This window comes from Amycolatopsis oliviviridis (assembly GCF_014654365.1).
Taxonomy (GTDB): domain Bacteria; phylum Actinomycetota; class Actinomycetes; order Mycobacteriales; family Pseudonocardiaceae; genus Amycolatopsis; species Amycolatopsis oliviviridis.
Genome location: NZ_BNAY01000005.1, coordinates 73,265 through 95,290, shown reverse-complemented (window position 1 = coordinate 95,290; position 22,026 = coordinate 73,265). Strand labels below are relative to the sequence as shown.

19 protein-coding genes are annotated in these 22,026 nt (G+C 69.7%); 7 read left to right on the top strand and 12 right to left on the bottom strand.

Annotated features, from left to right (window positions below; translation table 11 throughout):
* Positions 1 to 47 precede the first annotated feature (47 nt).
* The gene (locus tag IE302_RS22085; RefSeq protein WP_191256407.1) at positions 48 to 1,064 is read right to left on the bottom strand and encodes a glycoside hydrolase family 76 protein; all 1,017 of its coding nucleotides are present in this window, start codon (positions 1,062 to 1,064) and stop codon (positions 48 to 50) included.
* Between the two features lie 73 nt (positions 1,065 to 1,137).
* Between IE302_RS22085 and IE302_RS22080 the strand changes: the two genes are divergently transcribed.
* On the top strand, positions 1,138 to 3,273 hold the full coding sequence (locus IE302_RS22080; RefSeq protein WP_191256406.1) for a molybdopterin-dependent oxidoreductase: 2,136 nt from the start codon (positions 1,138 to 1,140) through the stop codon (positions 3,271 to 3,273).
* A gap of 70 nt (positions 3,274 to 3,343) precedes the next feature.
* On the opposite strand, the gene IE302_RS22075 is transcribed toward IE302_RS22080, so the two are convergent.
* The 6 genes from IE302_RS22075 to IE302_RS22050 all read right to left on the bottom strand — a co-directional run bounded on the left by IE302_RS22075 (position 3,344) and on the right by IE302_RS22050 (position 9,230).
* Positions 3,344 to 3,997, bottom strand: a complete 654-nt coding sequence (locus IE302_RS22075; protein ID WP_191256405.1) for a TrmH family RNA methyltransferase — start codon at positions 3,995 to 3,997, stop codon at positions 3,344 to 3,346.
* Between the two features lie 14 nt (positions 3,998 to 4,011).
* Positions 4,012 to 4,404 carry a DUF2784 domain-containing protein gene (locus tag IE302_RS22070; RefSeq protein WP_191256404.1) on the bottom strand — a complete coding sequence of 131 codons (393 nt, stop codon included), beginning with the start codon at positions 4,402 to 4,404 and terminating at the stop codon, positions 4,012 to 4,014.
* A 294-nt stretch (positions 4,405 to 4,698) separates the two neighbouring features.
* Positions 4,699 to 5,262: an orotate phosphoribosyltransferase gene (pyrE, locus tag IE302_RS22065; RefSeq protein WP_093932493.1), complete on the bottom strand. Its 564-nt coding sequence runs from the start codon at positions 5,260 to 5,262 to the stop codon at positions 4,699 to 4,701.
* 70 nt (positions 5,263 to 5,332) lie between these two features.
* Complete coding sequence (locus IE302_RS22060) at positions 5,333 to 7,867, bottom strand: ABC transporter permease (protein WP_191256403.1); 2,535 nt, start codon at positions 7,865 to 7,867, stop codon at positions 5,333 to 5,335.
* On the bottom strand, positions 7,867 to 8,664 hold the full coding sequence (locus IE302_RS22055; RefSeq protein WP_191256402.1) for an ABC transporter ATP-binding protein: 798 nt from the start codon (positions 8,662 to 8,664) through the stop codon (positions 7,867 to 7,869). Before IE302_RS22055 ends, IE302_RS22060 begins: the two co-directional genes overlap by 1 nt.
* 71 nt (positions 8,665 to 8,735) lie before the next feature.
* Positions 8,736 to 9,230: a PepSY domain-containing protein gene (locus IE302_RS22050; RefSeq protein WP_191256401.1), complete on the bottom strand. Its 495-nt coding sequence runs from the start codon at positions 9,228 to 9,230 to the stop codon at positions 8,736 to 8,738.
* Between the two features lie 63 nt (positions 9,231 to 9,293).
* Here IE302_RS22050 and IE302_RS22045 point away from each other — a divergent pair, with 63 nt between their 5' ends.
* The gene (locus IE302_RS22045) at positions 9,294 to 9,971 is read left to right on the top strand and encodes an MgtC/SapB family protein (RefSeq protein ID WP_191256400.1); all 678 of its coding nucleotides are present in this window, start codon (positions 9,294 to 9,296) and stop codon (positions 9,969 to 9,971) included.
* A gap of 64 nt (positions 9,972 to 10,035) precedes the next feature.
* Here the strand turns inward: IE302_RS22045 and IE302_RS22040 are convergent, their stop codons facing one another.
* A complete protein-coding gene (locus tag IE302_RS22040) occupies positions 10,036 to 10,803 on the bottom strand; it encodes an SDR family NAD(P)-dependent oxidoreductase (RefSeq protein ID WP_191256399.1) in 768 nt (255 codons plus the stop codon).
* 119 nt (positions 10,804 to 10,922) lie between these two features.
* Here IE302_RS22040 and IE302_RS22035 point away from each other — a divergent pair, with 119 nt between their 5' ends.
* On the top strand, positions 10,923 to 12,056 hold the full coding sequence (locus IE302_RS22035) for a hypothetical protein (RefSeq protein WP_191256398.1): 1,134 nt from the start codon (positions 10,923 to 10,925) through the stop codon (positions 12,054 to 12,056).
* Between the two features lie 51 nt (positions 12,057 to 12,107).
* Here IE302_RS22035 and IE302_RS22030 read toward each other — a convergent pair whose 3' ends face one another.
* The 4 genes from IE302_RS22030 to IE302_RS22015 all read right to left on the bottom strand — a co-directional run bounded on the left by IE302_RS22030 (position 12,108) and on the right by IE302_RS22015 (position 17,436).
* Positions 12,108 to 12,818, bottom strand: a complete 711-nt coding sequence (locus IE302_RS22030) for a TtfA family protein (RefSeq protein WP_191256397.1) — start codon at positions 12,816 to 12,818, stop codon at positions 12,108 to 12,110.
* A 206-nt stretch (positions 12,819 to 13,024) separates the two neighbouring features.
* Entirely contained in the window at positions 13,025 to 15,622 is a 2,598-nt protein-coding gene (clpB, locus tag IE302_RS22025) for an ATP-dependent chaperone ClpB (RefSeq protein ID WP_191256396.1), read from the bottom strand.
* An 89-nt stretch (positions 15,623 to 15,711) separates the two neighbouring features.
* Complete coding sequence (locus tag IE302_RS22020; RefSeq protein WP_191256395.1) at positions 15,712 to 16,896, bottom strand: MFS transporter; 1,185 nt, start codon at positions 16,894 to 16,896, stop codon at positions 15,712 to 15,714.
* 75 nt (positions 16,897 to 16,971) lie between these two features.
* Positions 16,972 to 17,436: a MarR family winged helix-turn-helix transcriptional regulator gene (locus tag IE302_RS22015; protein WP_191256394.1), complete on the bottom strand. Its 465-nt coding sequence runs from the start codon at positions 17,434 to 17,436 to the stop codon at positions 16,972 to 16,974.
* A 269-nt stretch (positions 17,437 to 17,705) separates the two neighbouring features.
* Here IE302_RS22015 and IE302_RS22010 point away from each other — a divergent pair, with 269 nt between their 5' ends.
* From IE302_RS22010 to IE302_RS21995, 4 genes are all read left to right on the top strand, one after another.
* Positions 17,706 to 18,911 carry a globin domain-containing protein gene (locus IE302_RS22010; RefSeq protein ID WP_191256393.1) on the top strand — a complete coding sequence of 402 codons (1,206 nt, stop codon included), beginning with the start codon at positions 17,706 to 17,708 and terminating at the stop codon, positions 18,909 to 18,911.
* A gap of 462 nt (positions 18,912 to 19,373) precedes the next feature.
* Positions 19,374 to 20,474: a globin domain-containing protein gene (locus tag IE302_RS22005; RefSeq protein WP_191256904.1), complete on the top strand. Its 1,101-nt coding sequence runs from the start codon at positions 19,374 to 19,376 to the stop codon at positions 20,472 to 20,474.
* Between the two features lie 160 nt (positions 20,475 to 20,634).
* Positions 20,635 to 21,384 (top strand): lytic polysaccharide monooxygenase, encoded by a 750-nt coding sequence (locus tag IE302_RS22000; protein WP_191256392.1) that lies wholly within the window; start codon positions 20,635 to 20,637, stop codon positions 21,382 to 21,384.
* 13 nt (positions 21,385 to 21,397) lie between these two features.
* Positions 21,398 to 21,997 carry a DUF305 domain-containing protein gene (locus IE302_RS21995; RefSeq protein ID WP_191256391.1) on the top strand — a complete coding sequence of 200 codons (600 nt, stop codon included), beginning with the start codon at positions 21,398 to 21,400 and terminating at the stop codon, positions 21,995 to 21,997.
* The last annotated feature ends 29 nt before the right edge of the window (positions 21,998 to 22,026 follow it).

Sequence of the window (22,026 nt, the reverse complement as noted above, 5' to 3'; positions counted from 1 at the left end):
ACTACCAGCGCCCGGTGAACGCACTTTGCACTGCCGCATTCAGAGGACTAAATGCGGTGGTCCAGGGTCGCGGCGGCTTCGAGCAGCATCCACGCGCTCACCTGCACGGACAGGTCGCGCTCGGGGGCGTCCGGGGCGAGAGGGAGCGAAGGCGCCGGAGTCGCCCAGTCGGCACTGAAGAGCGGCCCGTGCGGCGTCTCGGTGGCGCCGTTCCAGCACGTTTCGGCCGAATGCAGGACGAGATCGCGCGCCACCCCGCTCGGCAGCAGCGGTGCCGCGAGCGCCAGGTACCGAGCCAGGATCCCGGCGAACAGGCCGCCGTCACCGCCGCCCTGCCCCCGGATCACCCCGTTCGGCGCGACGTGCTCCGCGACCGCGTGGATCGTGTGCTCCACTCTGTCCATTTCGGACAATTCAAGACAGGCGCCGAGGTAGACCCCTTGGCAGTACGTGAAAATGTGCTTGACCAGTTCATCGGAGCCGACGCGCAGGCCGTCCCACACCAGTCCGGACCCCGGGTCGACGAGCCGTTCGGTCATCCAGCCGGTCAGGCCCGCCGCGTGCTCGGCGGCCCCTTCACGGGCGTGGAAGATCGCCGCCGGGCCGTTCGCGGGCGCGTTCTTGAAGTCGTCGCCGACACGCCACCAGATCCCGCCGCCCGCGTCGTCGGTCCAGCCTTCGCGCAACCGGGAACTGATCGCCTCCAGCCCGCCGCGGACGTCCAGCCCGAGATGTCCCACGCGTTGCAGCGCGAGACCGAGCCAGGCGATGTCGTCGTAGTAGTCGTTGATCCACTTGCCGAAATTGCGCAGCCGCAAAGACGCCACGAACCGGTCGATCAGCTTCAGTCGTTCCGGTGAGGGGTCCCGCAGCTGCGCGTCGACGAGGGTGTCCAGCAGATGCGCCTGCCACCAGTAGTTCCAGTGCCAGTGGACGCGCTGGCCCGCCGAGGGCGGCCAGCCGCTGCGGCCGAGGACCGTTCCGGGCAGTCCCCACACCCTGCGCAGATGCCGGTCGCGGACCGCGCGTTCGGCGGCCGCGGCCCGGTCGGCGAGTGCGGTCATCGCGTCATCATCCCTTGCCCGCTGACATACCGCTCAGTATGTTGAGACGACCCCCGACCTCGCGAGGTGCTTCATGACCACGGCGCACGTGACCTGCCCACTCTGCGAAGCCACCTGCGGCCTGGAGGTGACGATCGACGAGAAGAGCCTGGTCACCCGGGTCCAGGGTGACCGCGAGGACGTCTTCTCGCGGGGATACATCTGCCCGAAGGGCGCCTCACTCGGCGCGCTGCACCACGACCCGGACAGGCTCACCGCGCCGCTGGTCAAACGGGACGGCGAGTTCGTCGAGGTCACCTGGGACGAGGCCTTCGCCGAGATCGACCGGCGCCTCCGGCCGATCATCGACGAGCACGGCAAGGACGCCGTCGCCGTCTACTCCGGCAATCCGACGGTGCACAACGCGGCACTGGTGCTCTACGGCCGCGTGTTCTTCAAAGCACTGGGCACCAAGAACTTCTACACCGCGACCACGGTCGACCAGATGCCGAAGCACTTCTCCTCCGGCTACCTCTTCGGCGACCCGCAGACCATCCCCGTCGCCGACCTCGACCGCACTGAACACCTGCTCATCCTGGGCGCGAACCCGCTGGTGTCCAACGGAAGCCTGATGACCGCGGCCGACACCCGCGGCAGGCTGCGCGGGATCCAGAAGCGCGGCGGCAAGATCGTCGTCCTCGATCCGCGCCGCACCCGGACCGCGCAACTCGCCGACGAGCACCACGCGATCCGGCCCGGCACCGACGCGCTGTTCCTGTTCGCGCTGGTCAACGTGCTGTTCGCGGAGAACCGCGTCCGCCCCGGCGAGCACGTCAACGGTGTCGACGAGGTCCGTGCGCTCGCGGAACCGTTCACGCCGGAGGCGGTCGCGCCCGCGACCGGGATCGACGCCGCCGAGATCCGCCGGATCGCGCTCGACCTCGCGGACGCCGGACGGGCCGCGGTCTATGGCCGGATGGGGACCACGACGCAGTCGTACGGGACCGTCGCGAGCTGGCTGGTCGACGTCGTCAACGCGCTCACCGGCAACCTCGACCGCGAAGGCGGCGTGATGTTCCCGCTGCCCGCCCTCTGGCGGCCACGGCGGTCCTCGCCGTTCACCAGCGGCCGCTGGACGAGCCGGGTGCGCGGCTATCCCGAGGTGCTCGGCGAGCTGCCGGTGGCCACGCTCGCGGACGAGATCGAAACACCCGGCGAGGGCCAGGTGCGGGCGCTGGTGACCATCAGCGGCAACCCGGCGCTGAGCACGCCCAACTCCGCGCGGCTCACGGAGGCGCTGCGGCAGCTGGACTTCATGGTCTCCCTCGACGTGTACCTCAACGAGACCACCCGGCACGCCGACGTCATCCTGCCCGGGCCGTCACCGCTGGAGCGGCCGCACTACGACGTCGCGTTGTACGGGCTCGCCGTGCGGAACGTCGCGAACTGGACGCCGCCGACGCTCGAAACGGACCTGCCGCAGGAGTGGGTCACCCTGCTGCGGATGGCCGGAATCGCCGCGGGCCAGGGGCCGGACGTCGACGTCGCCGCCTTCGACACGATGGCCGCGGGCGAGACGGCGCGGCGCACCGGCGTCGACCTGTCGCTCGCCGAAGGCCGCACGGGACCGGCTCGGATGATCGACCTGATGCTGCGCGGCGGACCGTACGGGCTGAGCCTGGCCGATCTCGAAGCCGCCCCGCACGGCATCGACCTCGGCGCGCTGAAGCCGCGGCTGCCGGAGGTGCTCACCACCGCGAGCGGGAAGGTCGAGCTGGCCCCGGACGCGATCACGAAGGACGTGCCACGATTGCGGGCGGAGCTGGACAAGGCGCCCGACGCCCGCCTGCTGCTGATCGGGCGACGGCATCTGAGCTCGAACAACTCGTGGATGCACAACCTGACGCCGCTGGTGCGCGGCGGGAACCGGTGCACCGTCCAGGTGCATCCGGACGACGCCGCCCGGCTCGGGCTGACCGACGGCGGGCTCGCGGCGGTGACGTCGCGGGCCGGGAAGCTGGAAGCCCCGGTGGAGGTCACGGCCGACGTCCGGCCCGGCGTGGTGAGCATGCCGCACGGCTGGGGGCACGACCTCGACGGCACGCGCACGAAGGTCGCGTCGGCGCACGCGGGGGTCAACTCGAACCTGGTCGCCGACGAGACCCTGCTCGATGTCCCGTCCGGGAACGCCGTGCTGAACGGGATCCCGGTCGAGGTCGCCCCCGTCTAGCCGCGTTTCGTCCTCTGAATGCGGTAGTTGCGCGCGCAAGGACCGCATTCAGAGGACGAAACGCGTGGGGTCACCAGGCTTTGGCGAGGTCGGCGTGCTGCCGGACCCAGGCGTGCATGACGATCCCGGCGGCGACACCGGCGTTGATCGAGCGCGTCGTGCCGAACTGCGCGATCGAGACGACGAGCGACGCGGTCTTCTGCGCCTCGGCCGACAGCCCGGGCCCCTCCTGGCCGAACAGCAGGACACACTCGCGCGGCAGCTCGGCGGTCTCGACGGGCTGGGAGCCGGGGGTGTTGTCGACGGCGACCACGGCGAGACCTTCCGTGGCGGCGAAGGTCAGCAGCCCGTTGACGTCCTCGTGGTGGAGAAGGTGCTGGTAGCGGTCGGTCACCATGGCGCCGCGCCGGTTCCAGCGCCGCCGTCCGACGATGTGCACGGCGGCCGCGGCGAACGCGTTCGCCGTCCGGACCACGGTGCCGATGTTGTGATCGTGCTGGAAGTTCTCGATCGCCACGTGGAACGGGTGCCGACGGCCGTCCACATCGGACACGATGGCCTCGCGCCGCCAGTAGCGGTACGGGTCGACGACGTTGCGGCGGTCGCCTCCTGCCAGGAGCTCCGGGTCGTAGCGCTCGTCCGCGGGCCACTCGCCTTCCCACGGGCCGACGCCGACCTCTTCCCGCGCCACCCATTCGGTGGGGCCGGCCTCTTCCGAGTTCACCCGGAGATTGTCACTCAGCCCATGCTGACGCGGTGCGCCGGTGCGTCCCCGTCGTGGTGGCGGTGACGCCAGCGCTGGTACGCGCCGACGTAGGAGATGATCACCGTCGCCATCGCGATCACGACGACGAACGGCAGCGACGAGCGCGGGAAGACCGTGTCGTAGAGGTAGTAGGCGTTGAAGCCGCCGGGCAGATCGCCGAGGCCCTGCAGGTTCCGGAAGTAGTTCTCGGCGGCCGTCAGCGGGCACGGCCACGGGAAGACGTTGACGAGCACTCCCCATGCGGCGAAGAACACATGCACGAAGATCACCTTCGGCCACCGCCACGCGAGAAAACCGCCGAATCCGATGAACAGCAGCGCGAAAATATGCACCACCACTGTCACGTTCGCCAGGAAACCCGCCACCTCAAGCCCCCTTTCACACCCCTACCAGCGACGTTACCCCTCTCGTATTGAGAAACGCTCACGAAAAAAGGGGCATCCTCCGTTCGCACACGGAGGATGCCCCCTTTGGGACCTTTTAGTCAGGACAGAGGGCGGAGCTGAAGATGTGCCCGAAAAGGGACCAAACGCATGAACCCGCCCGGCCGAAGGCCCCGCTATCGCGGTGGCAGGGCGCCTGATCCGCCGTCGAGAGGTGCAACGACCAGGCAGCGCCCTGCCGACGTCGATCGCGGACGCGGGTTCACCACCAGGTGATCAGGACAGACCGAGGTCGTCCTTGTTCAGGATGTAACGGTATTCGAGGCCTTCCTTCTCGATGGCCTCGCGCGCTCCGGTGTCCCTGTCGACGACGGTCGCGACACCGACCACGTTCGCTCCGGCCTCGCGCAGCGCCTCGACGGCGGTGAGCACGCTGCCGCCGGTGGTCGAGGTGTCCTCGACGGCCAGCACCCGCTGGCCGAGCACCTCGACCCCTTCGATCCGGCGCTGCATGCCGTGCGCCTTGGCGCCCTTGCGGACCACGAAGGCGTCGAGCACGACGCCGTCGGTCGCCGCGGAGTGCAGCATGGCCAGCGCCACCGGGTCCGCGCCGAGGGTCAGGCCGCCGGCGGCGACGTAGTCCCAGTCGTGGGTGAGCTGGCGGAGCAGCTTCCCGATGAGCGGGGCGGCCGCGTGATGCAGCGTCGCCCGCCGGAGATCGATGTAGTAATCGGCTTCCTTGCCGGAAGACAAGGTCACCTTGCCGTGCACGACGGCGAGTTCGCCGACCAGTCTCGCCAGTTCGAGTTTCGCCGCTTGATCCAACCCGGGGTACGCCACGGCCGAGAGTCTTACACACGGCTCGCGGCGCACCGCCGGGGTGTTTCCCACCGGGTCGGTCCCGGTGTGCTCAGTCACTGCCGGACGTCGCCGCGTCCACGGCCGGACCCCGGGTCGCCGCCCAGGCCGGGACCAGGGTCGCCACCAGCGCGAGCGCCGCGGCCAGCCCGATGATGGTCAGGTAGATCAGCGGGGAGCCCATCGGCAGCAGGGAATCGGCCGCCACCAGGCAGAACGGGACGATCGCGCCCGCCGAGACGACGGTGCCGAGGACGATCCCGATCAGCGCGACGAGCCCGCCTTCGAAACCGGCCATCCGCAGCACCTGCGCCCGGGTCGAGCCGGTGAGCCGCTGGAGTCCGAATTCGCGGCGCCGCCGCACGGTCGCCATGACCAGCGTGTTGGCGACCGAGATCACCGTGTAGGCGATGATCATCCCGACCAGCAGGTAGTTCACCCACGCGCCGACGGCCTGGTCCTTGTCGTGCGCGGCGATGAGCGCGCCCCGGTCGCCGACGGACACCGGCAGCCCGGCCGTCGCCTCGCGGAGCCGTTCGGTGAGCGCCGCCGGCTCGACGTCCGGGGTGGCGCGGACCAGCATCTGCGGGGCGAGTCCGGCGGTGGTGTGCGGGGCCAGCAGGTCGGCCGGGAGCAGCAGGCTCTCGAAGCCGCGGCGCTGACTGGTCACCGCGACGACCTCGACGTCGACCGGGGTGCCGTCACCGAGCCTCAGGCTCACCGTGTCGCCGACGCCGCGGGCGAAGTCCTTCGCGTAGACGTCGGGGAGCGCGATGGTCCTGCCGGTCAGCGCCTTCAGGTCGCCCTGGGTCACCTTGGTGTCGATCGTCGCGCCCGCGCCGGACGCGGTGAGGCCGATCGCCGGGCGTCCCTCGTCGGAGGAGTCGTACGGCGCTTCGAGGAACACGCTGCTGGTGACGTACTCGGAGGCTCCGGCGACGCCGGGGACGGCCTGGATCCGCTGGACGAGGTCCGGGGACAGCCCGCCCGCGGCCGAGCCGATCACCGCGTCGGCGCGGACGTCCTCGGTGAAGGCCTGGTTCGCCAGCTCCTGCTGGGTGGTCTGGAGGTAGATGTTGGCGGTCGCGATCCCGACGGCGAGCATGATCGGGGTGACCGCGCCCGCCGCCCGGACGATCCCGGCACGGGTGTTGAGCACGGCGAGGCGCGCGTCGATGCCGCCGAGCAGGCGCATCGGCCACTGCAGGATCGCGGTCATCATCTTGGCGGCGCCGGGGGTGATCATCGCGACGCCGAGCGCCCAGAGGATCACCGCGGGCCCGGCGGTGCTGGCCGCGATCGGCCCGGTCATCACCGCGACGGTCACGATGCCCAGCGCGGTGCCGCCGCCGAAGCAGAGGGCCGCGACCACGAACCGCGTCGGGGTCAGCCAGCGGCGGGTGACCGCGGCCTCGGCGAGCGCCTCGGTCGGCCGGATCTTCCCGGCGCGGCGGCCCGCCACGAAAGCGGCGATGAACACCGCGAGCATCGCGGCGCCCGCGCCGACGACGGCGGGCAGCCAGCCCTGGTAGAACCGCAGAACCGCGGGGGCGACACCGTTTTCGACGAGCTGTCCGAAGAGCCATTCGCCGAGGAACGGTCCCAGCACGGCGGCGAGCGCGGTCGCGAGCAGGCCGACGGCCAGCGCCTCGCCGAGCACCATGCGCCGGAGCTGGCGAGGGGTCGTGCCGATCGCCCGCATCAGGGCGAGTTCACGGGAGCGCTGCTGGGTGGACAGGCTCAGCGTGCTCGCGACGACGAACATCGCGACCATCACCGAAAGCCCGCCCGCCACGCCGGCGATGACGATCAGGTTGGTCCCGCTCGAATCGGCCTCGGGGAACTCCGCGACACCGCGGTCGATCCCGCTCAGCACGTTCGCCCCGGTCGCGACCTCGGCGACCTTCGCCTGTACCGCTTCGACGTCGGCGCCCGGCTTCGTGAAGACACCGATGGCGTCGGCCTTGCCGGGGTACCCGGAGAGCCGGGCGGCGTCGGCGGCGGAGAAGAACACCGCGGCCTGCGTGATCGGGCGCGGCGCACCGGCCACGCCGGCGACACGGAACGCTTCGCTCTTGCCGTGTGCGGCGATTTCGACCCGGTCGCCGGGCTTCAAGCCCGACTTGGACTCGACGACGATCTCGCCCGCGCCGGGCGCGGTGCCCGCGACCAGCGCGTACGGGGTCAGCGCGGCGGAGTCCCAGGCGTGACCGAAGGCGGGCTGACCGCCCGTCGCGAGCGGGAAGCTCACTTCGCCGACGACGTCCGAGACGCCGGGGACGGACCGCAGCCGGGAGACCAGCCCGGTGTCGAGCCGGACGCGCTCGGGAAGCCGCGCGTCCTCGAACTTGCGTTTGTCGTCGGCGTCGAGGGTGGCCGGGTCTTCCTTGGGCAGGGCGAAGGTCTGGCCGCCGGTGACGACGATCGGGGCGGCCGCGAGCCGTTGCGGTTCCGCGTTGGCGCGGATCCCGGTCTCCATCAGGCCACCGCAGGAGGCGACGATCAGCGCGCCGAAGAAGACGGCGATGAAGGTTCCGATGAACCCGCCCTTGCGCAGGCGCAGGGTCCGGAAGGCGAGTCGCAGCATCACGCACCCGCCCTGACCGGGCCGGTGTTCTGGCCCCTCCGCTGAGACGCGTACGTCGGGGCGGCCCAGGCACCCAGGTGGGTCATGCGCTCGGCGACGACGTCCGCGGTCGGCGCGTGCAGTTCGTCCGCGATCCGGCCGTCGGCGAGGAAGATGACGCGGTCGGCGTAGGAGGCGGCCATCGGGTCGTGGGTCACCATGATCACCGTCTGGCCGGTGCTGCGGACGGATTCGCGCAGCAGCCCGAGGACCTCGGCGGCGGTGCGGGTGTCGAGCGCGCCGGTCGGCTCGTCGGCGAAGACCACCGCGGGCCGGGTGACCAGCGCCCGCGCGATCGCGACGCGCTGCGCCTGCCCGCCGGAAAGCTCGCCGGGAAGGTGCTTGCGACGGCCGGCGAGCCCGACGCGGGTCAGCATCTCCTCGACGACGCGGCGGTCCGGCTTGGCACCGGCGAGCTGCTGCGGGAGTGTGACGTTCTGCTCGACGGTCAGCGCCGGGAGCAGGTTGAAGGCCTGGAAGATGAAGCCGACCCGGTCGCGGCGCAGCTTCGTCAGCTTCGTCTCGCTCATCCCGGCCAGCTCCTGCCCGTCGAGCACGACGGACCCAGACGTCGGCCGGTCCAGCCCGGCCGCGCAGTGCAGGAAAGTGCTTTTGCCCGAGCCCGAGGGGCCCATCACCGCGGTGAAGCCGCCGCGCGGGAACGCCAGCGTCACCCCGTCCAGAGCGACGACGCCCTTGCCGTATTCCTTGCGGACGCCGTCGAGCCGGACCGCGTCACCGTTCCACCCAGTGTTCATGGGGAAAACCCTAGGAATCCCAGGTCGGATGCACCCTGGTGCGAGCGTGCGTCTCCTGGGTAGGGCGGGCCCTACCTCACCTGGCCGGTCTTGGCGTTGACGGCGACGTCGTGCTCGGCCCCGGTGCCATCGCGGAGGCCGATCTCCCAGACGAGGGTGCCGTCGGTGGCTCGGTCGATCTCCATCTCGTCGAGCTCGCCAGGCTGACTCCGCTGCGCGTTCTGGAGCGCCTTGACCGCGTCGACACCGGCCTGTTCGACCTTCGTCATGTCGTCGCTCGGCTTGGCGGTCCGCTGGTCGCCCAGGACCTGACCACCGTCCTGACTCACGCGCACCTTGTGTTCCTGTCCCTGCGACGCGACCTTGATCTCCCAGCCGTCGGTCCCGGACTCCACATCGAACACCCGGCCGCCGGGGACGGCGCCCGCAGCGGCTTGGATCGCCTTCACCGGCTGCGCTTCGTTGCCACCCGGCCCGGGCGCCGCGGGGCCTGCCGTCGGTTCGGTGGAGCAAGCGGCCAAGGTCAGCGTCAGCACCCCGGCCGCGACAAGAAGCGATGACCTCATGATCCACACGTACCCGCCCGGTGCCGACCCGAATCGTCGTGCGACGGATGGCACTGTGGGGTGATGGTTTCCGACGGACAGGGCTGGCTCCAGATCGGTGAGCTGGCGACGGCGTTCGCGCTGTCGGCGGCGATCGGACTGGAACGGCAGATAAGGGGCAAAAGCGCCGGACTGCGCACCCAGACCATCGTGGGCACGGCGTCCGCGCTCATCCTCTTGGTCAGCAAGTACGGTTTCGGCGACATCCTCACGGCCGGGCAGGTGGTCCTCGACCCGTCCAGGATCGCCGCGCAGATCGTCTCCGGGGTCGGGTTCCTCGGCGCCGGGCTGATCATCACCAGGCAGGGCGCGATCCGGGGGCTCACCACGGCCGCCGCCGTCTGGGAGACCGCGGCCATCGGCATGGCGGCGGGTGCCGGATTGCCGCTGCTGGCGATCGTGGTGACGGCGATGCATTTCGTGGTGGTCCTCGGTTTCACCTGGCTGACCGAGCACCTTCCGGGTGGCACGGGCACGACCAGGCTGCGAGTGAGCTACGTGGACGGCAAGGGTGTGCTGCGCGACCTGCTGGAGCTCTGCACGAAGCGACGATGGTCGATCACGTCCTTGCGGATCACCGACGACCGCGACGGCGAGGTGACTGTCTCCCTCGACCTCACCGGTCCCGGTCACGCCGACGCCGCCACCGTGCTCGCCGTGACCGACGGCGTGCGGTCGATCGAAACCGCGGACGACGACTAGCGCGGGGTGGTCGTGAGTGGCAAGTGGGGTTAGAACGACACTTGCCACTCACGACCACCTCGGCTCAGGTGCGGCCCTTGCCGCCGAACCCGCCGCCGAGTTTGCGCAGCACCGCGCGCGGCAGCAGTCCGCCGACCGCGACGATCGCCTTGTACTGCAAGCTCGGCACCGAGATCACCTTGCCGCGGCGCAGATCCGCGAGCGCCTCGTCGACGACCTGGTCGACGCCGAGCCAGAACGCCTTCGGCCCGGGCTTGTCCAGTCCGGCCCGCTCGTGGAACTCCGTGGTGGTGAACCCGGGGCAGAGCGCCATCATGCGGATGTTCTTCGGCAGCGAGGCGGCGATGCCCTCGGTGAACGAGGTGACCCAGTTCTTGCTGGCCGTGTACGTCGAACCGCGTCCGCTGAAGAATCCCGCGACCGAGCTGACGTTGATGATCGCGCCCTCGCCTCGGTCGATCATCCCCGGCAGCGCGGCGCGGGTCAGGCGCAGGACCGCGGTGACGTTGACGTCGAGCTGGCGTTGCAGCGCGTCCGGCGGGATGGTCCAGAAATCGCCGTTGAGCCCGAAGCCCGCGTTGTTCACGAGGAGGTCCACCGGCGCTTCGGCCAGGCGGTTCTCGACCAGTTCGCGTCCGTCCACTTCGGACAGATCGGCGGGCAGGACGACGACGTCGACGCCGTGCGCCTCGACCAGTTCCGCGGCGAAGCCTTCCAGCCGGTCGACGTCGCGGGCGACGAGCACGAGGTCGTACGCCTCGGCAGCGAGCCTGCGCGCGAACTGCGCGCCGATGCCGGCGGTGGCGCCGGTGATCAGGGCGGTTTGTGTCATGCCGGGAACCTACTCCTCGGTCGGGTCCCGGAGCGGTGCCCGGACGCACGGGTGTGGGGGTCACCCACCGTGGGGATTTGACGTGCAATGGCCAAAGTCGGGAAGTATCGTCCGGCCCCATGGGGAAGCACAGCAGGCGCAAGCCGAGCTACCTGCCCAAGGTCGCGGCCGGCGCGGCGCCACTGGCGTTGCTGCTCGCCGGTCCGGCCACCGCGCTCGCGGCCCAGACGGACCCGGCGATCCCGCTCCCGCTCGACCATCAGCGCGAAGGCACCCTGGACCGCGGTGCCGGCTTCACCAGCGAAGGGGACACATCTGTCCTTCGCGGCTTCCTGACCAGCACCGAACGGAACGTCTACAGCAAGGACGTAGGTAACGCGAAGGTCGTCGCGGACGTCCGCCGCTCGGTGAGCGAGACCGTCGAGACCCGCGACGGCGTCACGGCCCGCCCGGACAAGCTCGGCGTGCTCGCCGCGGCGAAGAGCGCCGAAGCCGTCGTGCAGGGCCAGCGGGAGACGGTGAAGCTCGCCCGCTACGGCAGTGTCGTGGCCGGGAACGAGACCAAGATCGAGAAGACCGGCACCCGGGTGACCGAGGCGGCGCTCGACCCGCGCACCGGCGTCCCCACCTTCGTCTCCGAGGACAGCCGCGGGTTCCGCGCGGCCGAGGGGACCTATCACGCCGTTCGCCCGCTTCCCGGGGTCGGCGTGATCAACGAGACCCAGCAGCGCACCGGCGGGGACCTCGGCCGGGCCCTGCGGCTCGACGGCGGATTCGCCGGCGACCTCGGCGGCGCGCTGGAGGCGGGCCGGTCTTCCGGGCACGGGATCGACGTCGGCGACTTCGCCGCCATCGGGGCGACGTCGGCACAGCACGGCGTCGGCCGGTTCAAGGGTGTCCTGCCGGTGGACACCAGCTCGGGCGCCGGGTTCGGCCAGGAGCACGCGCTCGGCGGCACGATCGGTCCGTGGACCGGGCTGGTGGCGACCGAACAGGACGCGGATCTGGCGCAGCACGGCGCCGGGTTCACCGGTTCCGGCTCGAACAAGATCAGCGGAGACCTCGGCGTCGGCGAGGTCGCGTCGGTCCGCGGCGGCTCGACGACGTCACTGCGCGGAGTCCTGCCCACCGCAGATCCCGCGCAGGCGGGACGGGTGACGCAGTCCGGGACGCTCGACCTGACGCTGCTCGGTCAGCCGTCGCACACCGGCTTCACCGCCGGCGCGCTCCCGCTGGAGATCAAGCAGTCCTAGCCCTGACCCCGCCCCGCCGCCACCCTCAACGGGCAGGCTGCGCCTGACTGACTAATTCTGGGGTTCGATGTCCTCGGGTGCGTCGGCCTGCCAGTGACGGCCGGGAGCCGAGGCGTTGTCGTACTCCTCGTCGAACGGGTCCACGATGTCGGCGATCTCGCCGAGGTCGCGCAGCAGCCGCTCGAGCCGCGACGGCCCGGCGTTCGGGGCGACGCTCGCGAGCACCCACTCGTTCTCCAGCCACGCCACGCCGACGTCGCCACCGAGCGAGTCGGCCGCGTCGACGAGTTCCTGCGTGATCACCTTGCGGGCGCCCTCGGAGTCGTCCGCGAAGGCGTAGCGCTGGCCGATCGGGCCGAGCATCTCAGGCATGTCCTGGCGCTGGAACGGCACGCTGGACAGCCACATCTCCAGCGGCGTCTCGTGCACGCGGTTGCAGCGCACGGCGACGACGACCGCCGGGATCTGGCCCTCGGTCTCGATGTCGAAGATGAAGACGGGGCGGCGCCCGTCGGAGGTGAAGGTGGACCCGGCCACGACGTTGACCGCCATCTGGGCGCCGAAGTACCCGATCGCGCCGTTGGACCACTGCCGCGGCAACCGTTCGTCCTCTTCGACGAACTGCCAGCCGCGCAGCTCGGCCCAGCGCATGCGCTCGCGATTGCGCGAGCCCTCCTTCGCCCGGTCGGCCGCGAGCAGCGCCAGCCCCGCCACCAAGGCGACGGCGGCGATGACGAACCAGATCCACGCCGGAATACCCACGACGGTCAGGGTATCCCCCTGCCCTCACCGGATGTGATCGCCGGGCGCCGTGTCGCGCCCTCCTTTCGGTGCCGCACCCGGGAAAGACCACGAAAGACGCGGTGAAACGTCGACAAATCGCTGTGTCGCCAACGTCATGAACGGTCCTTTCCTTGCGAAATTTGCAAGGAAAGGACCTTTCATGGCGTTCAGGTGACCGACTCGGGTCAGTCCACCCGCGAGACCGTGAGGGCCTCGGACGCCTCCTGGGCCGGGATGTCGACCCGGACCGTGTCGCCGTCCCGGATCTCACCGGCCAGCAGCTGTTTCGCCAGCTTGTCGCCGATCGCCGACTGCACGAGCCGCCGCAGCGGCCGGGCGCCGTAGATCGGGTCGAAGCCGTTCAGCGCGAGCCACTCGCGAGCCCCGGCGGTGACCTCCAGCGTCAGGCGGCGCCGCGACAGCCGCGAGGCGAGCCGCTCGATCTGGATGTCCACAATGGACGTCAGTTCGTCGGTGCCGAGCGCGTGGAAGACCACGATGTCGTCCAGCCGGTTCAGGAACTCCGGTTTGAACTGCCGCTGCACCACCGACATCACCGCGTCGTTGCGCTGACGCTCGTCGAGCGCCGGGTCGGCGATGGCCTGCGAGCCGAGGTTCGAGGTCAACACCAGGATGGTGTTGCGGAAGTCCACCGTCCGGCCCTGGCCGTCGGTGAGCCGCCCGTCGTCGAGCACCTGTAGGAGCACGTCGAACACGTCCGGGTGCGCCTTCTCGACCTCGTCCAGCAGCACCACCGAGTACGGACGCCTGCGCACCGACTCGGTCAGCTGCCCGCCCTGGTCGTAGCCGACGTAGCCCGGCGGCGCCCCGACCAGGCGCGCCACCGAATGCTTCTCGGCGTACTCGCTCATGTCGATCCGCAGCATCGCGCGCTCGTCGTCGAACAGGAACTCGGCCAGCGCCTTCGCCAGCTCGGTCTTGCCGACGCCGGTCGGGCCGAGGAACAGGAACGAGCCGGTCGGGCGGTCGGGGTCCGCGACGCCCGCCCGGGTGCGGCGCACCGCGTCCGAGACGACCTGCACGGCCTCCTTCTGCCCGATGACGCGCCTGCCGAGCTCCTCCTCCATCCGGAGCAGCTTGCCCGTCTCGCCCTCCAGCAGCCGTCCCGCCGGGATGCCGGTCCACGCGCTGACCACGTCGGCGACGTCGTCCGCGCTGACCTCCTCCTTGAGCATGACGTTCTGCTGGCTGACCTCGCTGGCGGCCGTCGCGGCCTCGAACTCCTTCTCCAGCGCGGGAATCCGGCCGTAGCGGAGTTCGGCGGCCTTGCCGAGATCGCCGTCGCGTTCGGCGCGCTCGGACTCGCCGCGCAGCTGCTCCAGCTGCTCCTTGAGTTCGCGGACGCGCTCGATCGAGCCCTTCTCGTTCTGCCAGCGCGCTGTCAACGCCGTCAGCGTCTCGCGCTTCTCGGCCAGCTCCGCCCGCAGGGCGGCGAGCCGCTCCTTCGAGGCGGCGTCGTCCTCTTTGGACAGCGCCATCTCTTCGATCTCCATGCGCCGCACGGCGCGTTCGACCTCGTCGATCTCGACCGGCCGGGAGTCGATCTCCATGCGGAGCTTCGACGCGGCCTCGTCGACCAGGTCGATCGCCTTGTCCGGCAGGAACCGGGCGGTGATGTAGCGGTCGGACAGCGTCGCGGCGGCGACCAGCGCGGCATCGGTGATGCGCACGCCGTGGTGCACCTCGTACCGCTCCTTGAGCCCGCGCAGGATGCCGATGGTGTCCTCAGTGGACGGTTCGCCGACCAGCACCTGCTGGAAGCGCCGCTCCAGCGCGGCGTCCTTCTCGATGTGCTGGCGGTACTCGTCGAGCGTGGTCGCGCCGACCATCCGCAGCTCGCCGCGGGCGAGCATCGGCTTGATCATGTTGCCCGCGTCCATCGCGCCCTCGCCGGTCGCGCCCGCGCCGACGATGGTGTGCAGCTCGTCGATGAAGGTGACGACCTCGCCCGCGGAGTCGGTGATCTCCTTGAGCACGGCCTTCAGCCGCTCTTCGAACTCGCCGCGGAACTTGGCGCCCGCGACCATCGAGCCGAGGTCGAGCGCCACGACGCGCTTGCCGCGCAGCGATTCCGGCACGTCACCGGCGATGATCCGCTGGGCGAGCCCTTCGACGATGGCCGTTTTGCCGACGCCGGGCTCGCCGATGAGCACCGGGTTGTTCTTGGTGCGGCGCGAGAGCACCTGCACCACGCGACGGATCTCGGTGTCGCGGCCGATCACCGGGTCCAGCTCACCGGCGCGGGCGCGCGCGGTCAGGTCGACGCCGTACTTCTCCAACGCCTTGAACGTGCTTTCCGGATCCGCGCTGGTGATCCGCGCGGAGCCGCGCACCTTGGCGAACGCCTCGCGCAGCGCATCTGGGGTGGCGCCGTGCCGTTTGAGCAGGTCGGCCACCGGGCCGCCCTCGGTGGCGAGGCCGACGAGGAGGTGCTCCGTCGAGACGTACTCGTCGCCGAGTTCGGTCGCGAGCTTCTGCGCGTGCGTCAGCGCCTTGACCGCGTTCGTGTCGAACTGCGGGCTCGACACGGTGGCCCCGGTCGCCGACGGCAGTGCCGCGATCAGCGGCTCCAGCTCCTTGTGCACCTGCTCCGGATCGGCCCCGACCGCGGTCAGCAGCGGTGCGGTGAGCCCCTCACCCTGCGCCAGCAGTGCGCCGAGCAGGTGCGCGGCCGCCACGTGCGGGTTGCCCGCCATCGTGGCCGCCTGCGCCGCCGACGAGATCGCCTGCTGGGTCTTCGTGGTCGGGTTGAAAGCGTCCATCCCTCACCTCGTACTAGGTCCTGCGAAGTTCTTCTCGACTCGTACAACGTCAGAAAAGTTGAGTCTGTTCCGCTCAAGTCTGAAAAAGTTCAGCCGCCCGTCGGCGAGACGGCCTCCGCGGGCAGGCGCGGGCCCACCCGGCCGAGCCCGACGACGGCCGCGCAGGCGCACGCGGCCACGAGCACCCACGGGATCCACACTGCCACGGAGAACAGCGCGACGACGGCCGGAGCGATCACCGCGGCGAGCGTGAACGCGTATTGGAAGGCCGCCAGATAGCGGCCTCGCGCCTCCGGCGGCGCCGCGGCTTCGGCCAGCGCCCCGGACCGCGGCCCGAACGCGAGATCGCCCGCCGCGAGCACGAGGGTCGCGCCGAGCAGGTAGACCGGCTGGAAGACCTTCGGCACGAACACCACCACGAGGCACGCCAGGCACCACACCGCGAACAGCGCCGAGCCCGCGCGCATCGCGGCGATCCGGGTCAGCTTCCGGGTGAGCCGCAGCCCGACGACTCCACCCAGACTGGTGACGACGGTGAGCAGCGCGATGATCGCGCCGGGCAGCCACCGGGGCCCGTGCAGGGAGTTGAAGACGTACACCGGCATCCCGATGAGGAAGAAGTCCATCGTGAGCGCGAAGAGCCCGCTGAACACGATCAGCGCCAGGTACGGGCGGTTCCGCCAGACCCGCGCGGGCCCCGACAGCCGTCTCGGATGCCGTTGGACCGGCGTCACCAGCGTCGAAAGGATGGCCGCGGCGACGACGAACGTGGCGACGTCGACCATCACGGCGACGTACAGGCCTTCACGCCCGATCCACACCAGCAACCCGGCCGCCGCGAGCCCGCCGAGCCCGAAGCCCGCGGAGCGGACCATCGCGGCTTCGGCGAACGGCCGGTCCTTCGGCCCTTCGCCCGCGACGTCGGCGATGAGCGAGAACTGCGAGCTGTAGAACAGCTGCTGTCCGGACGCGAGCATGACCGACGCGCAGACGACGCCGGTGAAACCACCGGCGAGCAAGAAAGCGCTCACTCCGGCGGCCTGCAGGACGTGGGCGCAGATCATCACCGTCCGCGGACCGATCAGATCGACGAGACGCCCGGCGAACGCGGGGACCAGCAGCCCGGCCAGTGCACCGAGCGTGACCGCGGCCCCCGCCTGGGCGAGCGGGAGACCTACCACACGGATGACGAAGACGAGGCCCAGCGGGAGAAAGAGTCCCGAGCCGAAGTTGTCGATTCCCAACGCGACCAGCAACGCGACCCTGCTCCGCACGCCTTCGACGCTACCGGCGTGACAGCGCTACGAAAGGTCCGTTCAGTCAAGACCGGCGGGTAGCAACAAAACCCCTCAGACGGGGCAGGTGCGCCCGCCGAGGGCCGCGCGGACGTCCGTGTTCATCTCCGCCAGGCGCGTGGTCAGCTCGACGACCTTTTCGTCGTCCCAATCACCGAGCGCGCGCTCCATGAACTCCAGATAACCGGCCCGCCGGCGCCCCAGTTCCTCGCGGCCGCGTTCGGAGATGCTGATGATCGACGCGCGGCCGTCCTCGGGCGCGGGACGGCGGTCGACCATCCCCGCCGCGGACAGCTGGGAGATTTGACGGCTGACGACCGAAAGATCCACAAAGCGTCGTTTGGCGAGTTCCGAAGGGCGCGCCTCGCCGTGTTTCGCGAGATCGGACAGCAGCATCGCGGCGGCGGGATGCAGGCCGGGATCGTCCTGCCAGGCCTGCATTATCCAGGCGTGCTGCAATTGGGAGGCGGCCTTCAGCTCACGCATCAGTTCGACCCTGGCGTCGTCGGCGGAGCTCATCGGTCCCTCCCGGCTACTTGTACAGTACAACTTTATTCGGCGACACTTGCGTAAGACAACTATTTACCTCGTGAGATCGCCCACTGCCGGGCGGATTCGAGTACACCCGTCCGGAGCAACGATGCGGGCAAAAGGGCTCTCGGCAGCTAGTCTCGCGAACGAGCCGGAACCAGCCGACCGGCCGACAGCCACTGACCGGAGAGGTGAATGGTCCGTGAATTCTTCTCCAGTGGTCCCTCGTTCGTGAACCTGGGAAACTCTCTTCCGGTATGCGTTTCCCGATCAGCGACTCCCAGCCCGTGACGGCCGACGCGGTCAGCCCGGTACCCCGGTCGTCGGCGCCACGAGAAGCCCCGCCCGCGGTCACCGCGATGGTGCGGCTCATCCGTGACACCTGGGCGAAGTCGGAACCGTTCATCCCGGAGATCTCGCAGTTCTTCTACGGGATGCTGTTCACCCTCGCGCCGGCCACCCGCGACTTCTTCCCGATCAACATGGAGGTCCAGCGCGGCAGGCTGGTGCGCGCGCTGGTCCACATCGTGCAGATGGTCGACCGGCCGGACGACCTCGTGCCGTTCCTGACCCAGCTCGGCCGCGACCACCGCAAGTTCGGCGTCATCCCGCGGCATTACGAGGCCGTCGGCACCGCGCTGCTCGCCTCGCTCAAGAACCACCTCGGTCCGGACTGGACACCGGAGGTCGAACGGGCCTGGGCGGAGGCGTTCACCATCGTCGCCCGCGCGATGCAGGAGGCCGCCGCGGCCGACGTCAACCCGGCGTCGTGGTCGGCCACCGTGCTCGAACACCGGCGGCTCACCTGGGATCTCGCCCTGGTCCGCGTCCAGCCCGAATTCCCGGTGCCGTACCAGCCTGGCCAGTACATGAGCGTCGAAGTCCCGCAGCGGCCGAGGCTCTGGCGCTACCTGTCCCCCGCGAACGCGCCGCGCGAGGACGGCGGCATCGAGTTCCACGTGCGCGCGGTCGACGGCGGCTGGGTGTCCCGCGCCATCGTGAGCCACACGCAGCCGGGCGACGTCTGGCGGCTGGGGCCGCCGCTGGGCAGGCTCGCCGTCGACCGGACCGACGGCCGCGACGTGCTGATGATCGCGGGCGGCACCGGCGTCGCGCCGCTGCGGGCCATTCTGGACGATCTCGCGCAGTGGGGCGAGAACCCGAAAGTCCAGTTGTTCTACGGCGGACCCTCGCGTGAGGACCTTTACGACCTCGACGAGTTGCGCGCCCTCGCCGCCACGAACCCGTGGCTCACCGTCACCCCGGTGGTCGAGCACGGTGACGAAGCTCCCGGCTGCGTCCAGGGCACGCTCGCGGAAGCCGTTACACAGCAAGGATCCTGGCCCGGGCATCGCATCCTCGTCGCCGGTTCGCCCGCGATGATCCGGGCGACGGTGTCCCGGATGCTGGTCGCGGGCAGCGCGCTCGACCAGATCGCGTACGACCCGTTCACCATCGACTAGATCACTCGCGTGCCGAATTCGAATCAGCAATGGTGATCAGTCGACGGCCGCATACTGTTACGTGACACGGCAATCACGGAGAAAAAGCCACCCGATCGGGCGATCACACTTTCTCCGGACACTGGCGAAAACCACTGGTGAACAAGGAAAAAATCGTCCTGCTTGATCACCTTCACTTAGTGCCAGATGGGGTTGACGGCGCGTATATCGTTTGCTCCGTTCGAGCGGGAAACAACCATTCGTGGATCCTTTTGCGACTTTCGGGCCTACAGTCGAGACCCCTCGATGGGAACAAGCACGATGACATCGGGTCTGGAGAATATGCCCGGTCCAACTGGAGAAAATCGTTCACCCATGACTGCCGAAACAGTGAAGTACGAGCATCCACCCAGTCCGTCCAGATCTTCACCGATTCCCGTTCCGCCCTTGATCGAAACGCCGACGGTGGACAAGACCGTCCAGATGGCCAAGCTCGTCAGGGAGAGTTTCGCCGCCGTCGAAACGAAGGCCGACGAGCTGTCCCAGTACTTCTACGGGGCGCTTTTCTCCGTTTCGCCGGACACCAGGGCCTTGTTCCCGATCAACATGGCCACCCAACGAAATCGTTTGCTGCGCGCGCTCGTCTACGTCGTGCAGATGGTGGACCGGCCCGAAGAACTGACCACCTTCCTCAGTCAGCTCGGCCGCGATCACCGGAAGTTCGACGTCCTCGGCCGTCATTACGACGCGGTCGGCGTCGCGCTGATCGCCACGCTGAAAAGGTTCTTGAAAGACGCCTGGACACCCGAAGTCGAAGATGCCTGGGTCACCGCCTACGGCGTCATTTCCAAGACCATGCGCGAGGCCGCGGAGAAGGAGATCGGGCCCGCGTGGTGGAAGGCGCCCGTCGTCGAACACCGGCTGGTGTCCCGCGACGTCGCCGTCGTCAAGGTGCGCACCGACCAGCCGCTCCCGTACCGCGCCGGCGGTTATGTCAGTGTCGAAGTCCCACAGCGGCCCCGGATGTGGCGATACCTCTCGCCCGCGACCGCGCCGCACGAGAACGGGTTGCTGGAGTTCCACGTGCACGCCGTCCGCGGCGGCTGGGTCTCGCGCACGATCGTCCACCACACCCGGTTCGGCGACGTCTGGCGCCTCGGCCCGTCGCTCGGCGCGCTTTCGGTGCACCACACCGAAAGCCGTCCGCTGCTGATGATCGGCGGCGGCACCGGCGTCGCGCCGATGCTCGCCCTGCTCGACGAGATGTCACGCTGGAAGCACAACCCGCCGGTCCACCTGTTCTTCGGCGGGCACCGGCCGGACGACCTCTACGCGCTCGACCACCTCCGCGGGCTGACCGTCACCTGCCCTTGGCTGACGGTGACCCCGGTGACCGAGGAAGGCACCATCGCCGGCGGCGACCGCGGCACGCTGGCCACCGCGGTCACGCAGCGCGGGGCCTGGAAGGAGCGTGACGTCTACGTCGCCGGGTCGCCGTCGATGATCCGCGCGACGATCGCGAAACTGCTCGCCGCCGGGACGGACCTGGCCCGGATCAAGTACGACCCGTTCACCCTGGACTGAACCGATGCTTCGTTCGTATTAGGCCGATCGGCTGTTCTACCTGGGCTCGACGCAGCAGTAGGTCTGCGAATCATTGACCGCGGTCACCGGCGGATTTATGGTCTAGACCACATTGCTCCCCCTCACGGGAACACCGTCGTTCCATCCCCCAGGAGCCGGCATGACCGTCAAACGCAAGCTCGTGGCAGCCGCCGCCGGTGCGATCCTCGCCCCGATCGCCATCGTGGCCATCCCGCAGGTGGCCAGTGCCCATGGCTATGTGCTGTCCCCGCCCAGCCGCCAGGCGAACTGCGCCCAAGGCAAGGTTTCCGGCTGTGGCGCCATCGTCTACGAACCGCAGAGCGTCGAGGGCCCCAAGGGGCTCCGCAGCTGCAACGGCGGCCTTCCGGGCTTCGCCGAACTCAACGACGAGTCGAAGCCGTGGCCTGCCGCGTCGGTCGGCAACAGCGTGACCTTCAACTGGAAGTTCACCGCGTACCACCGGACCACGAACTACGAGTACTACATCGGCGGCACCAAGATCGCCGACATCAGCGGGAACAACTCCGCGCCGAAGGACCCGACGTCCCACACGGTGAGCCTGAACGGCTTCAGCGGACGCCAGAAGGTCCTCGCCATCTGGAACATCGCGGACACCCCGATGGCCTTCTACAGCTGCATCGACCTGCAGATCGGCGGCGGCAACCCGCCCACCAGCAACCCGCCGACCACCAGCAACCCGCCCACGACGTCGAACCCGCCGAGCAGCACCACCAACCCGCCCGCCGGCGGCACCTGGGCGGCCGGGACGGCCTACGCGGTCGGCAGCTCGGTGACCTACGGCGGCGCGACGTATCGCTGCCAGCTGGCGCACACGGCGATCCAGGGCTGGGAGCCGCCGAACACCCCCGCACTGTGGACCCGGCAGTAAGGGAGACCCGCCAGTGAAGCTGGCCCTCGTTCTCGTCGCCGGTCTCGTGGCCCTCGCGGGCTGCGGGGCCGGTGATGGCTCACCCACTACCGCCGGTGCGCCGATCTCCCCGGTCCCCCAATCGGCCGCACCGGCGTCCGCCGAGTACAACGACGCCGACGTGATGTTCCTGCAGATGATGCTCGCCCACAACGACCAGGGCGTGGAGATCGTCAAGCTGGTGAAGACCAAGCAGGCGCAGAAACAGGAGCTCAAGGATCTCGCGGCCGCCATCGAGGCGACGCAGCTGACCGAGAGCACCGACATGCGGAACCGGCTGAAGAGCTGGGGCAAACCCGAGACCGGCTCCATGGACCCGAACGCGCACCACCATCACGGTGGCGACGGGCTCACGGACAAGGGACTGCTCGACGCACTGTCCAAAAAGGATGGTTCGGAGTTCACCCTCGACTTCGCCGACATCTTCGTCGCGCACCAGCACAACGGGGTCGCGCTGGCGAGGACCGAGCTGAAGGACGGCAAGAACGCCGAGTCGAAGGCACTGGCCCAGCGGATCATGGACTCGCGCACCGGCGAGGTCCAGCAGATCCGGACCCTGGTACCCGGCCAATAACGCATTTAGTCCTCTGGATGCCCAGGACG

What these genes read in the sequence shown, in the direction of transcription:
- IE302_RS22005 (WP_191256904.1), top strand. Translation starts at nt 19,374, where the DNA reads ATGGCCAAGCTCGTCAGGGAGAGTTTCGCCGCCGTCGAAACGAAGGCC.
- IE302_RS22050 (WP_191256401.1), bottom strand. Translation starts at nt 9,230, where the DNA reads ATGAGGTCATCGCTTCTTGTCGCGGCCGGGGTGCTGACGCTGACCTTG.
- IE302_RS22040 (WP_191256399.1), bottom strand. Translation starts at nt 10,803, where the DNA reads ATGACACAAACCGCCCTGATCACCGGCGCCACCGCCGGCATCGGCGCG.
- IE302_RS22045 (WP_191256400.1), top strand. Translation starts at nt 9,294, where the DNA reads ATGGTTTCCGACGGACAGGGCTGGCTCCAGATCGGTGAGCTGGCGACG.
- IE302_RS22015 (WP_191256394.1), bottom strand. Translation starts at nt 17,436, where the DNA reads ATGAGCTCCGCCGACGACGCCAGGGTCGAACTGATGCGTGAGCTGAAG.
- IE302_RS22080 (WP_191256406.1), top strand. Translation starts at nt 1,138, where the DNA reads ATGACCACGGCGCACGTGACCTGCCCACTCTGCGAAGCCACCTGCGGC.
- IE302_RS22000 (WP_191256392.1), top strand. Translation starts at nt 20,635, where the DNA reads ATGACCGTCAAACGCAAGCTCGTGGCAGCCGCCGCCGGTGCGATCCTC.
- clpB (WP_191256396.1), bottom strand. Translation starts at nt 15,622, where the DNA reads ATGGACGCTTTCAACCCGACCACGAAGACCCAGCAGGCGATCTCGTCG.
- IE302_RS22010 (WP_191256393.1), top strand. Translation starts at nt 17,706, where the DNA reads ATGCGTTTCCCGATCAGCGACTCCCAGCCCGTGACGGCCGACGCGGTC.
- IE302_RS22035 (WP_191256398.1), top strand. Translation starts at nt 10,923, where the DNA reads ATGGGGAAGCACAGCAGGCGCAAGCCGAGCTACCTGCCCAAGGTCGCG.
- IE302_RS22060 (WP_191256403.1), bottom strand. Translation starts at nt 7,867, where the DNA reads ATGCTGCGACTCGCCTTCCGGACCCTGCGCCTGCGCAAGGGCGGGTTC.
- IE302_RS22085 (WP_191256407.1), bottom strand. Translation starts at nt 1,064, where the DNA reads ATGACCGCACTCGCCGACCGGGCCGCGGCCGCCGAACGCGCGGTCCGC.
- IE302_RS22055 (WP_191256402.1), bottom strand. Translation starts at nt 8,664, where the DNA reads ATGAACACTGGGTGGAACGGTGACGCGGTCCGGCTCGACGGCGTCCGC.